7 protein-coding genes are annotated in these 14,053 nt (G+C 48.4%); all 7 read right to left on the bottom strand.

What is annotated here, in order from left to right; translation table 11 throughout:
• Positions 1 to 52: 52 nt before the first annotated feature.
• The 7 genes from AC6EJC_RS17225 to AC6EJC_RS17255 are packed head-to-tail and all read right to left on the bottom strand — an operon-like array spanning position 53 to position 14,012.
• Positions 53 to 3,139 carry a GAP1-N2 domain-containing protein gene (locus AC6EJC_RS17225; RefSeq protein WP_444955021.1) on the bottom strand — a complete coding sequence of 1,029 codons (3,087 nt, stop codon included), beginning with the start codon at positions 3,137 to 3,139 and terminating at the stop codon, positions 53 to 55.
• On the bottom strand, positions 3,136 to 4,401 hold the full coding sequence (locus tag AC6EJC_RS17230) for a TRAFAC clade GTPase domain-containing protein (protein ID WP_444955022.1): 1,266 nt from the start codon (positions 4,399 to 4,401) through the stop codon (positions 3,136 to 3,138). The genes AC6EJC_RS17225 and AC6EJC_RS17230 overlap by 4 nt, the downstream gene beginning before the upstream one ends.
• 16 nt (positions 4,402 to 4,417) lie before the next feature.
• A complete protein-coding gene (locus AC6EJC_RS17235) occupies positions 4,418 to 5,071 on the bottom strand; it encodes a beta-mannanase (protein ID WP_444955023.1) in 654 nt (217 codons plus the stop codon).
• An 18-nt stretch (positions 5,072 to 5,089) separates the two neighbouring features.
• Positions 5,090 to 6,379: a vWA domain-containing protein gene (locus tag AC6EJC_RS17240; protein WP_444955024.1), complete on the bottom strand. Its 1,290-nt coding sequence runs from the start codon at positions 6,377 to 6,379 to the stop codon at positions 5,090 to 5,092.
• A 46-nt stretch (positions 6,380 to 6,425) separates the two neighbouring features.
• Positions 6,426 to 8,792 (bottom strand): transcription initiation factor TFIID, encoded by a 2,367-nt coding sequence (locus AC6EJC_RS17245; protein WP_444955025.1) that lies wholly within the window; start codon positions 8,790 to 8,792, stop codon positions 6,426 to 6,428.
• 3 nt (positions 8,793 to 8,795) lie between these two features.
• Positions 8,796 to 12,185, bottom strand: coding sequence for a tubulin-like doman-containing protein (locus tag AC6EJC_RS17250; RefSeq protein WP_444955026.1), 3,390 nt, complete (start codon positions 12,183 to 12,185; stop codon positions 8,796 to 8,798).
• A 24-nt stretch (positions 12,186 to 12,209) separates the two neighbouring features.
• Positions 12,210 to 14,012 (bottom strand): vWA domain-containing protein, encoded by a 1,803-nt coding sequence (locus AC6EJC_RS17255; protein WP_444955027.1) that lies wholly within the window; start codon positions 14,010 to 14,012, stop codon positions 12,210 to 12,212.
• Between the last annotated feature and the right edge of the window lie 41 nt (positions 14,013 to 14,053).

Consider the following 14,053-nt stretch of genomic DNA (forward strand, 5'->3'; position numbering starts at 1 on the left):
ACGAGCCCTTGAAGGAAGCCCGTCTTTTACTTTATTTCTGTTTTATAGTTGCTTAGTCTGCACTCTTCACTTGAACCATCGGGTATTCTTCTCCATCAACGGTAACCGTGCTAGCATCGTTCAGCTCCAGCCGTTGCCAAATGGTCAACAGCGTACGATAAGGATACTTCTCCAGATCATACTCCGTTGGCGCGTCAGTGTCTGTGTTTGTTCCATTGGCTGAACCTGTACCTTGATCGGCCGTTGTCCCTGTACCATCACCTGATGTGCTGCCTGTGGTTTTATCGGTTGCTATACCGCTACCCTCAGTAGAAATCTCCGAAGTCGAGCCTCCGTCCGTGTTGTCTGTCACTGCTCCAGCCTGATCAGCGCTTTTTCCGCCAGATGTACCACCACGAGCTGTGGAACCACTGCCTGTGGTTTCTCCATCTGCTGTCGTGCTTTTTGTAATGGTGCTCCCAGTGTTTACGTCACCGGATGGACCATTGTTAGCTTTACTGGCTGCTTCCTTGTCGTTTTGTTCAGCAAGCGTAAAATTTTCGTATGAGTGCTCCTGTTGATCCGCGCCGACAATGACGAGTTTTTTGGGCTTAAATTCTGCCTGCTCTGCCGATGTTTGAAACGCAAACAACAGCTTGACCATTTTCGTAGTGGACTTGGTGTTAGGTACATGTGTCACTATCGCCGTAGGCTCCTCTTTTACGGGCACTGTTGGCTCTACAGGCTGTTGTACAGGCTTCGGAGCAGCAACAGGCGCAGGTGTGTCACCAGATCCGATCACCCCGGCAGCTTTCAGGCCGCCTAGCGTACCTGCAATGACAATCAGCACAATCCCGGAGATCACCCCGCCTTTGCGGAAACGACGAAGTGTTTTGACCAAAGACGTGTCTGTTTCACGCTTTGCTGCCAAATAGAAATTTTTAAAGACAGGCTTTGCAGGTTCAAAATATTGACGCCACAGCGTTTTTTTATGCAGTCCTTCTCGTCCTTCCTTTTGGAAGAATAGAAGTAGCGCACGTCGATAGGACGGTTCGAAACCGCCACGTGGAGTAGCAAACTCAGGGTGTTCCTCCGACCATCGGATAAAGCTGTACATCGTGTCGTTATCCTTCGCCCATTTGCGGATCGAACTGACTAGGCGAGCAAAATCCAATATTCCTTCTCCCGTACCGTCAGAACGATAGAAAGCAGGCAACAGACGGGCAAAATGACCCTCCGCAAGCTGCTGGGGCAGCCAGCCGTAAGCCCAATCCTGCACCTTTTCTACTTCGCCGGGCTCCAGACCGTCCAGCACCGACGGTTCCGGGTCCTCCGTATTAAACCAATCGTAAGCTGCAATCAATCGCACTGCTTGTCCTTTGAGAGGAGCAGGCAGCTTTCCAACCCACTGCACCAAATCGGGCCGTGTGAAAAACGGAATCTGTACGACCTGATCGGGTGATATTTCTTTTAGCTCTACTTCGGTAAGCAAATACCGATCCGCCGCTTCCTGCAAGCGTTCTGTCAATCCGGATTGCTCCAGCGGGGACAGTTTGCCTACGGCAGAACTGCTGTCCCATTGACGCAAGCGTTGATGAATGGCAGCCACAGCCTCTACCGGTTTTCTTTCGGCACGCAGTCTGCCCATCAATGCAGATTCGGCCAAAAGCTGAAAATCAGCATTCGCTGACACTTCGATATACCGACTGCCCCATTCATGCACGACAGCCAGCAGTCCCTTTACATCCGGTGTTCTTTTCATCTGACTGTCCATGTAGGGAATGAACAGCATTTTTGTAAGTGCCGGATTACCCAGCACTTTCGTAAAATATGCCTTGCCTAATGACGGATTCTCTTCAATCGTATGATAAATATACGTGACCGCTTCCGTATTTCTGGCAGTATAAGCGTTGTTTAGCGAACGGATTAAATATTCCACCAGCCGATTTTCGCTGCTGCGTGCATGAACTTTATAATAGTCCTTGAAACTATCGACCAAACCTACATCTGGAATATATCCATCCTTCACCCGATCAAATTCATGATCAAAAAACGACAGAAACAGATCATTCAGCCGCATTTTGCGTGGCAGCGCATCGGGTGGCGATAAATAATCAGTCAAGCTTCGTAACACAGCGATTCGTTGTTCGTTGTATAATGCCCGCTCTCCCTGTTCAATTCTGTACAACGTAATTAGCTCATGATAGCTGGATAGCGTCAGATCACGTCCTGCCTCCATGCCTGTCAGCATTTGCTCGGCAAATTTGAAAAAATCGTCCGGCGTCCCGCCATTCAGCAACGTACGGACAATCCAGTCAAAATAAGGCTGTCTCACCTGCTCTGCATCCACATTAAGTATTCGACTATTGTTAGACAGGTCAAATACAAAGTCCTTTTCCACATTCCGATCACCGGGACGCAAACTGAAAGGCTCAACGAACATCAAGTGAATGCCTTTTCTGCTGTTCGGTTCCTGCGCATATGTAAGAAATCCGAGTCTGTTGCGAAATACATAAGGCAGTGCCGCATACAACACACCAAGCAGCTGCTTGGCTGAAGATGCCACTGCTTCTGCAGGAACATTCAGCGCTACATATACCTTTTTGCGACCCGCGGCCGACATCATGACTGCGTACAAAAGCTGCTTAAACACTTCTTCGCTCAGCTGTAATTGAGCCAGCACTGCAGACGGGTCAACAGCGGGAAATACACTTCCACCCGGTAGACGCTCCAATTCCGGTAATTCCGTTCCCTGCTCAATATCATAGGTATCAACAAACGATGTGTTTAGCCACTGCTTATAGTCAGACGGAGATTCACCATGTCCGGCTGGAATCACATAGTTGTGCGTAAAAAAGGCGCTCCGCAGCCCAGTAAAATCCGCTGTCTTATAAATACTGCGTCCGAGCACTACATCCCCGGACTCCGTCCGCACCAGATGTATGGCTTCCGGATAGACGCTCTCCTGTTTCTCGCCACGCGCCGTCAAAGCAGCAGGCGCATCATACACACACAAGGGATGGAGCACCTTTTTAATAAAAGAAGCATCCAGTCCTTTGGAATTAGCCACTGTATCGAAGCCTTCCGTAGAACGGAAAATACCACGCCGTTCCCGTGTGTACATCTGCTGCTGTATCAAATGAGAGGTAGAATAACTCACTGTGATTCTCTCCCCTCAATGTACTTCAACTTGTAGAGCAGCCAAATGAATGGCTCATCCACACGGATCGGACTAACCAACCCTTGCAGCTTTTGCTCTACCGGATTGCTACCCAGGGCGGAAACCGCGAAATAGGCCGTATCTGTAAAATATACATCCATCGTGCCCTTGAACGGCTTATCCACCTTTTCGATGAAGCGTCGAACTTCGCCATCAATGTTTGCGAACTCATCCAAATCCATATATTTGCGATGCTCCATCGGATTAAAAATATTGCTGTTCGTCTTGATGTACGTGCCTTCTTCATCTGCCAACGCAGAAAGCATATCACTTTTGGTCAGGACGACAGCGGTCGGAATGTCCGTTTTCCCTTTTTCCTGATATGCGATAAAATCACCGAACATCGTAAGTACGACATCACGCGGTTCATCATATTGCGAGACCCATTCACCTGGCTTATCGCCAAGGTTAATTTTAATACGTTCCCGAATCGAGCGGATTTGCAGTGGATCGACCATAAAGAGAATACCTGCAGAATTCTTAATATGCTGTCCATGCAGTCCCAGATAGTCCTGATCGACCATTCCCTCACCGGCGACATCAAAAAATACGAGCGTCAGTGGCGGCTTTTCCTCATCCTTAAATACAAACTGGAAAATAAAAGGCTCCTGCATCTTTTCTTTTTGTGTCGATGTAAGCAGATCACCTCGTTCAAACAGCGGTTCCTCATACATGGTGCGGAACTTGCGGCTGATCTCCGCATTGAGCGGCATGCAAGCCGCGTCAAAATGATCGGCCGTCACATGCTGCAGCGTGTGAATCAGGGAGGTCATATAAACAGATTTTCCCGCCTGCGAAGCTCCAATAATCGAAATGATATTACTCGGTACCTTACCCGCGGTCACGGGCAACTCGTTATGACAGTGCGGGCACAGTCGGTGACGCGTCAGCTCGCCATAACGGTCCGTCAGACCTGTCAGTACATGATCAGAATACAATCGATGTTCCTCAGGAACATCATGGGGATGCAAAATCGCCTCCATATCATGCACACTGTCCAAGCCAAAACGCTCCCGATATTTGTTCAACAGCTCATCTTCACCCAAAGCGTAATCCTCGTCATCTTCACGGTGATGAGAAGCACGGAATACCACTTCCTCCGGGGAAAACTTGCTAAAGCAATAAGGGCACACAATATCATAAAATAACGGCCTTGGCGCTGCCTGTGGCTTTCTTCTGAATAAATTGCTAAGAAAACTCATCGGTTGCGGCCTCCTTTCATTCAGGGACTAATTCATATACCGTGCCATATTTCTGGCCGTCCGTAAAAAACAGCCGCACATATTCATCTCCCCCCACTTCTACAGCGGGTAAAACGTTCCGTCCCGCGGCAAAAGGTGCCGTGAACGGATACAAAGTTCCATCGTCCCGGTCTGCCGGATAGCCCCCGCGCTTCTTCACGTAACAAAGCGCCTCCTGCGGGACAGGAACTTCAGCTGTCACCTGAATCTGGACTGTTTTGCGGCTGCGAAACCAGCTTTTTTTATGGTGAACCGCATATCTGATTTTAGCCCTACCCGTGCTCAGCTCCAGTTGGTTGGCTCCGTCTTGCTGACGGATTACAAAAGTATCCCCATCCTCCCGAACAGCCGGATACACGGTATACCGCACACGTCCAATGCCTTCAATTCGGTCACGATAGCTGCCAGCAGCCTTATATTCCTCGCGTGTAAAAAGTTTCAGGCTTGAAAAAGGCGGTAAAACTTCGGCTTCGTTCTGCCCATTCACCTCTGCATCGGCTGATTGTTTCGCAATATATACCACGGCTGCCCCTTCAGGCCACTGCCAGCGTAACACAACCCGGTTGTCGTCAATTTTGTGGCTCAGCTCCGAAATAACAGGATCACCGGGCTGTGCATCCTTATACTGCATAAGTTCCAGCCTCCTGTTCTAAAATCCACTGCTGCGTCGATTGCGCGTCGGGCCTTCCGGTGCCCCTCTCCGGCGTCCTGACGGCGCACCCTGACTTCCTCCACCGGAAGATCGGCGAGTATTTTCCGCAATCGGCAGAACAAGCGAAAAGACAGCAATAAGGGCGGCCAGTACGAGCGCTGCCACCAAACGAATCATCAAGTCACCTATGGGCGAGCCGGATAGTCCTTTTTCCAAAATAAAACCAGCAAGCAATCCTGCCGGGACTCCACCAATCGCGAAATTCCGCGCCAGAAAACGGTTATCGAACATCAGTCCAAGAGCCAATCCCAACAGAACTCCGATAATGACCAGAGCCGTTACGCGATAAATGGCAAAATACAGACTGTCGGCATACTCACCTGTCCGCTCCGTTACCAGTGTGCGATCACCGATTTTGTTATATATTTTACCGAACGCCTGAGTAAGTCCTTGGGCATTGGCTACGTTAGAATAAGTTCCTCCCGTCAGTTGGGCGATATTTTGCAATAAGGCTATACCTTCCGATTCTGCCAATTTCAGCCCGATCGTATTAATCGGAATCTGGCGGGCGATGTAAGGAGCCAATGCTGTCTGGGTATCCAGCTCGCTAAAGCCGTCAGAGAGCATAATAACGAGAGAACCTTTTTCTGCATTGCCTTGGGTTTCAATCTCCTTGATCGTCTCGTCCAAAGCAAGTCCGATCTCCGTACCGCCTGACATGATAGTTTGCATACTATCGATTTTGGAATAAACCGCTTGCTTCTCTGCATCTGTGCGAATTGGAGTAAACGGCTGAACCAACTGCGCAGTAGAATCAAATGAAACAATGGCTACCCGCTTGTCTCCATCCATTTGGCCAATCAGACTCTTGGCAGCCGTTAGGCGCTCATTATCGGGATCTGTTTGCTGCATACTCCCGGAATTATCAATGACAAGCACGAGGTCCTGTACGCTCTTGCGCCCTTCTGGGTTAACCTGATAGCCCAACTCCAATAGCAGGCCTGCCACGAACAACATCACCAGCGTAGCAGGCACCAGTAACTTCCAGGATAATCCGGAGTAGCGCTGCCGCCATGAATGTCCATTTAACTGTGGCGAAATCAATTCGCCAATAAGACAGCCTAGGCCAATGCACAGCGCCATGATGCCAAAATACAGCCCGATCACGACGATATGCGGCCAGTGCCCTATCAATTTGTGTAGAATAAGCTCTCCCAAGATGAAGCCTACTACAGCTCCCAGTAAGCCGAACAGCAATAGGAGAACGTTGAATTTACGCTGCTTCATAAGAATCGTTGCTTCCTTCCATCATTAAAGTAGGATTAATATGTGGCTACCGCAATTCCGGCAACCGGTCCACGTCGATTCCGTGAAACACGAAACCATTCGCAGTATATGTCTCATAATACGTTTTGCCGTTGCGGTAAACCATCAGATCCTCCAGATGGAAGCCGCCCATCAAATGCAGCTTTTCCACCCCGCTACTGCGACGCTCATGTACAAAACCCAGCTTGTAAATACGCGAAGTAATATCCACGTCCATCGCATAAGGAAGAAATTCGCCTTCGTAGTCACCAAAGAAGTACTTTTCTTCATAACGATGCTCATGGGTATAGTCGAGCAAACGTACGTTAATTCCGCCATGCTCCTCTAACGTTTGATACAGTTTTTTAAACAGCTCATCCTTCGGAACAACCAGCCGATTTTCATATGCAGCAGCTACATTGGCACGCCGCAATAATTCTTCTTCGAATGTCTGATTGAACGGCTGTGAGCTGAGGATCAAGGTGCGGCAGGTCTCCGTAAGTCGTTCCACCAATGCGGACATACCTCCGTCCAGCAATCCAGATACAGGCCCCATATGCCGGGTGTCAAAGAATACAGATTTCCCCCGCTTGCTTTCCAGCTCACGCATGACATCCTCCGTCACACGCTCGTAATACTCGAACAGGTTTTGACCTGTGTAACTGTCGGCCTGCCGAATACTGTCCGTTGCAGCTTGATGCAGTTCACGTTCCAGGTTGGCAAGCTGTACTGTAATATGCTTCGCCTGTGCATGCCATTTTTCAAGTGCCAGCTCATAGCGGCGAAGTAGCTCCAAATCCGCCTGAATCCTTAGCATGTGCAGCTTGTGCCCATAGACGGTCTCGGTCAGGTAGCGGATCAAGCTACGCACATTATGCTTATCCATGAGTGGTAGTCGTTGAAAAGGCTGGTCCTCCACTCGCCCGGTATACAGGGTATCCAGTTCGGCGGCACTGATCTGCAAGTCATTGGACGTATCACGAATCAGCCCCCGAATGGCCGTAAGCACATTCCCTGTTTTATTTTCATCCGTCCAATCTGTCAGCTCGAATAAGCCGATTTCAGGATGTTCCTTGGCAGCTGCGTTCACAGCCGTCTGCAGACGTAATTCCGCCTGAAAATCCCCCAAATGTTTGTGTGCGATCCGTTCACAGTTATCGCGGAAAAAGGCTTCGCAGCCCTGCCCAAACAAGGCTTCCTCTGCCTCACGTAATGTCATTCGCTTCAACGAGCCGTAGCTGGCTCCGCTGGTCATCAGTGCGCTCATGTCCGTGATCGCTTCATTGCCAGGAACAATATCATTTCGCGTGCGGCCGCGCTCGGCAGCATCTAAGCCAAAATAATTCAGCTTATCTCGTATGTCCCACTCCTGCTCTGTTCTCATACGCCCTAACAGCTTTACATAAAAGTGATACAGCACCGTAAGCGCGATTGACTGGTTAGGACGGTTGACCCGGGAAAATCCAGCCGACACATAACCCTGCCGCCCGGATTCCGTCATGATGTTGTTCTTAAACGATGTATTGTTGTAGCCCCCATCTTGTGACCGATAGGAATCTCCTGCCTGATAACGGTTTTTAAGAAGTTGAATGTGACAAATAATGTCACAGCTCTCGCGCAGGCTATTCGGCACCGTTACGCCGCGCTCGTTCTTGTCGGACAGCACATAGACAAGATCGAACAACGGTGATGGAGCATGGGATACCGGAATGGTCAATTTGTCCTCGGTCATATGAAGCGGTGCCGTAAACGTATACTGTGGGCTCTGGATATAGTCCAGCTCCCGCATAAAAGCAACGGACGTTGCACTACTGTAGCCAAATTGGGCAGCCTGATCGCTTTCATTCACCAACACATACAGATCCATTTGTACCGATTTAAAAGACTGTGCAAAAATATACTCTGCCAACAGCGTAATTTCAGGAATTAATACGTTCATCGGATCATCCGCTGTCGTCAAGATCGACAAATGGACACGCTCGAACGAGGAATATAACCGACCGTAATCTGCCAAATGTCCACTAGCCCGGCGCAACGCGGTGTTAAGCTCAATTAGCTGCGATTCATGTGTATAAAAAGCCTGGTGCAAATCACGGCGTATCGTTTGGTGGCCACTTTCCTCCGGTACCGCTATTGTATGAACAATAGCATCCACAGAACGGTCTACAGCCGCATGCTCTTCCTGCGAGCGGATCTGAATATACGTTACCCCCGTGCTGTTATCCCACTTGGTCCGGTTGATATCTGCAATTGTGTTCATCACCGGGCTCATGCGATCACCGATAAAAAGAAACACGGACGGGAAATGGATGCTGCTGCGTCCATCCCCGCTTCCGATTAATTGGTCCTCTGCGGCTGCATAGTCAGCCGCATAACGTAACAGCTGCTCTCTCATACTTTACTTCAACTTTCTGCGGATGTCGTTTAATTTTCCAGCCATTTGAGCATAGAATGCATAAAGTTCCGCTCCGTTAGCCAGCTCCACCTTTTCATATTCCAATTGATTACGGGCCTCTGTGTAAGTTGCAGCAAGTTCATCCAGTTTCGCCAGCAATGGTGTAATATCCTCGGATGAAGTCAATACAGCATCACGACGATCCGCCTTGCGCATCAGAACTGCAAATTTTTTCTCTTCCAAACCACGGAAGTTTGTAAACACTTCAAACTCCACATAATTACGGCTCTTCATGACGTTGGCAAACGGTTCCCAAGCCTCTTCCTCTTCGTCACGATCATAGACGTACAAAGCGCCTTTTTTCGTAATCGTGTCCGTATAGAGTGCCTGAATGAACTGATCCAGCCATTTTTCTTCATCCTGATATTTGCCCAGTAAAGCTTCCAGTTCGGCGGCTTTCGCTTCGATTTGTGTATATTTCGCCAGTTCTTCACGAACCACCTGCGTTAACTCCGGTGAACGGATCAGGTTTTCCTTCGCCATCTCTTCATTGATGCTGCCAAAGATGTCCTTGTTTCCGGCTTGCTCCAGCCCTTCAGCCAGCAGACGTTTCAGCTCAGACCATGCTCTTTTCACCTCACCCAAATTCGGCTTGGATTCCTGCAAGCGCATATCGTAGCCTGCCAGCAGCGCATTCAGATCTAGCGCATGTGAACGAATTACAGTAAAGCGGCTGCTCGTATTCTGATCGACATCCTTCTCCCGAATTACACCAAGTGACTTGGCACGGTCGAAATCATTACGAATGCGGGCATTGTAGGCTTGCACACGCGAATTGACGTAAGTTTCTCCCCATGACTTTTCAGGAATCGGCGACGGCAGATTAGTCCAGTTGTTCTGACCTGTCTGCACCAGATGGCGGCCAATACCTTCGCGGTCAAGAATCGTTTTTTCATAGCTTTCTTCATACACTTTGAGCGGCGTGTATACAAACAGAGGAACGCCATTACGCGTATTGAGCCAGAAAATCCGGTTACGAACTTCACTCTCTTTGATGGTAAAGTGTGATTTGCCAATTGCATTATTTTGATAATTGCGAACGCCTTTCAGAATATTAGGCGACTGCACAGGTACCGAAACGAATCCCCATGACGGGAAGTACAAATTACCAGAGCTATTACTCAGATGGAAAACAGGTACAGCTTCCTCATCCAGCTTGCTCGCAATGTAGCGCTCCACAAATTTTTCAATGGCTTCATCTTGCCCGTATTTCATGACGAGAAAATCCTCCATGGAACGGGTAATGAGATCACCGAACTTATCAGTCAAGAAATTGGAGATTGAGCTAATGATGTCCATATCCTGATCCTTCACCCATTGATCTGAATTTTCCAGCAATTCTTGGGCAAAATCACGAATCAAATCGTCACCGTTGCGGTTATCTAGAAGCTTGGTCACAACTTCAGAAATATCCGGTACACTTACCAGATTCCAATAGTACGTTTTGTTACCTTTGTGATCGGACTGTTCCTCGCCGTTAATCAGCAGATCGCCATTTTTCTCGAAAATTGCGCTCAGTGCGTTCAAAATTTCAGTAAATACATTATAAATGCGGCTGTTTTCCTTATTCAACAGATCATACAGGTCTTCATAAAATTCAATGAGCTGCTCTGTGCGTTCCACATCTGCCCGGAGCCAATATTCGTTAATTTTCGCTTCAATGTACGCATTTTTCTTTTTATCCTTGGATACAAACGCGCTCTTGGCATCGCCCAGCTTCTCGTTCGCCTGCTCACGCGCCCATTCAATGTCCGTTGGAATACGGTGCAGTGATTCCCGCAACGTCTCAACATATGAAAGCAGCATTTTCAGCAAGCTAAATCCTTTTTCAGTATAAATCATGCGGGATACATAAAACGGCCCTTGCTCAGGATGCAGAAACATCCGGCGGATTTGGTCCGTAAACTGTCCTGTAATTTCGCCAGGAAGCTGTTTCTTCGCTTTGATATACTCTTCGCGGGCACGCGTCAGGAACGTTTGTTCCAGCTCGGTGTCCATATTGACAACTTGCATTTTAACGACATTGCTATAACTTAACCGTTCACTGTTTTCAAAGCCCGGAAGCGGCTCAGGTACGCGGGATTCAAAGTTTTTGATCATGCTATCCAGATCCACGCCCAGCTTGCGGGCAAACTTCTCTACATCCTCTTGATTTGGCGATTGCTCGAACATTTTGGACATTTTGCCAAACATCCGGTAGGCCAGATATGTCGTCATTTCCTCCATTGGCAACACTGCCGAGGAGGCCCCGATAATATTGTAATCGTAGTTTGCCGGATACGCCTTATTCATTTGTGCGATGTTGGTACGAATGTTGCTGATATAGTCATGAATGGCAAACTCTTCACCCGACTGTTTTTCCTCACTCGCCATAAAGTTAGTGATATTCTCGGCGGTGACATTCATGCAGTAATCATAAGCATTTTCCAACAGCTTGCCTTCCGTATTCGTGGCGGAAATAAGATGGCACAGATTAAACGGCGGAAGCGGCGAGTTCACGGTCAAAATATTGCCGTACTGCTGCTTAAAGCGTTCACCACGGCTGTCTACATTCATCCAGTAGTCCAGCTCTTTCAGTGCGGCATAGCCGTTCTTTTTAATATATTCACGTGTATGCTCGCTCAGGCTTTTGTTCGCCAAATTAATATCCGGCGTAAACAGATAGCCCAGAGTATTTACACGATCTACACCAGCAGAGCCATAGTCGCGCTCAATAATTCCTCTGACGATATATGAGATATCGAGGAAAGTACCGCTTCCTGTACCGCCGGACAAACCGGACAGCAGGAACACCATGAGCTTTTTGTTGGTGCCTTCAGACAGGGTTTTGATTTTTTTGTCAATGCTTTGTACGACCTGATTGATTTTAGTGAACAGCAGCAACCGTCCTGCCTGACGAACCCCTGCGGCCCCGTTCATACCATCGGTAATGCTCAGCTCGGGAGACAACCAATCAGTAATGTACGGCTCTAAAATGCTGCGGTTTTGCAGCAATCCGCCGATTTCCGCATTGGACAGCAGTACAAACTCATTGATTGGGTCCAAACCAATCCCCTTGTATTTTTTGTTGCGGTCCTGTTCATTCGTTTCAAAAGCGAGAAACTCCACATTGTCCGGTTTCTCGCTCTTTTTCTTGGAAATCGGATCTGCTGGAAGCTTGAATCTGCGGTTAATTTGATATTTCAAGCGGAGAAGGGCATCAATACCCGTTCCTCCGAGTCCGATAATTAAAATAGGATTATCAATGGTATCAACTCTGATTTTATCGCTTACGATCCCCCCGCCGAGTGATACGTCTAATTGTTGGATATGCTCTCTAACTACTGGTTTCATAGATATGACCTCCTAAGGGTTCGTTTAGCTGTTTACTGAAATAAATTCCAGTAAAATGGTTTTGTCCACACTGGCTAACGGGATGGTCAGACGATCACCGTTTTTGAGTTCAAGACCGTTGCCTGTGTCTACAGCCCTTCCGGATTTTTCAATCGTAATCTCGGGGGTGCTGCGGACAATGATACGATCCTGATTGGCTGGCGTGAACACGACCTTGTCGGTTCCAGCAAATTCCGGTGCAAGTTGCAGCAACTGGTGCAGATTAAATTTGCCCCGGAAGGTGTTCAGCTTCTTGTATTGCGGATACGTTTTTTCGCCGGTGTTCTCATCCCGGATTTCCAGTACAATTTGACCGACAAAGCCGCGGTTAGCCTTTTTGACAGCCTTCCAGATGAAATATGCGGCAACCAGCAGAACGAGCAGTCCCAGCCCTAAAAGAATAAGTGGTAGCAGTTTGGACTTTTCAGCAGGTGTTGTTGGCTGAGTCGTGCCCGTATTCGTACCACTCGTCGCCCCAGCTTTAGCACTGATGGTTACAGGCTGTGTTTCACGGTAGAAGCTCTTCTCCTCTGCTCTGACGGTTAGTTCGTAGTCATGCTCATCTGGAATCGTATAGGAACCGGTAAAAGAATCCCCTGCATTGGTTAAGGGCACCTCATTGGTTGTACCGGAATCAAGATCCTTGACCTTCAGAACAGCATTCATATTCGCATACAATTCCTGATCCTGAAGTTGCTGGCTATTGCTCGTCAGGTAGGAACGAATTTGGACCGCGTCACCTTTTTTGTATGATTTGGCGGGCGGTGCGTCCATTTTCAGCTCCAGATCATAGTTAAACACCAGATTAATATCAATCTGATCCTGCTGAACTCCCTTGACTTGGAGCTTCCAGTCGCCAGCCACAGGCTTGAGCAGTTTAATCAGCGAGTAGCTTTTCGACTTGGACAGCAGTACATCGCTCGAAGGAATCGGCTTGGTGTTGCCCGACGGATCTATCAGTCTCGCGTCCACCGGTTTCGAGGACATGATCGAAATGTTAGCCTCCAGCACACTATCGTTCGGTACGGTTACCGTAACGTCCTGATAGTCGCCGTTTGCGGTAATGGACTGCAAGGGCACAACTTTCAACTTCAAATTGCTGGCGAAAATTTCACTCAAAATGTTCGGCAGGTCATCCGCCGAGCTTGTAATAAAGGACTTGCCGCCCGTTTGCTGCGCTATGTCGGCGAGCTTGTTTTTATTCAGCTTCCCATCTGCATTCAAACCGATAGTGTAGATCGGAACGCCGTTATTTTTAGCCTCGGCTACAGCCTGTGCCATATCCTGAGCGGATTGGCTTTCGGTTCTACCTGTCGTCTTATTAAAATCGTTGTTACCATCGGCCAGCATGACGATCATAGGCGCATGTCCGGCTGTTTTACCATCCTGCAAAATGCGGATCGCTTCCTTGACGCCTACGGAGGAGTCAGTATACGCCCCTCGGTTCAGCCCGTCAATAAACGTCTTCAGTTCCTGCTTATCCGCATCGGATGTAATATTAAGCAAGGCTTTCTCGCGCTGTACGACATCCGTATACGCTACAATCCCGACCTTGTCATTTTGCGTCGACAGCATATCAACGAACATTTTCATGGCTTCATTGCCAATTTTCCCAGGGTCACTGGTGTTCATTGAATTACTTACATCGACGACCAGCACCGCATCCACCTTGGAAGCAGAGGGTGAAGCGGCATTCGCCGTCTGTGGCTGCCATGCCGAAATCGAGGTCATGATCATTATACATATGATTCCGATGACCAAAAACCATTTTCTGTCTCTACTAAACATCGCTTGTACCCCTTTGCCGATTAATTCTCATTCTAAATTAC

The sequence above is a fragment of the Paenibacillus sp. TY11 genome (genome assembly GCF_059772165.1).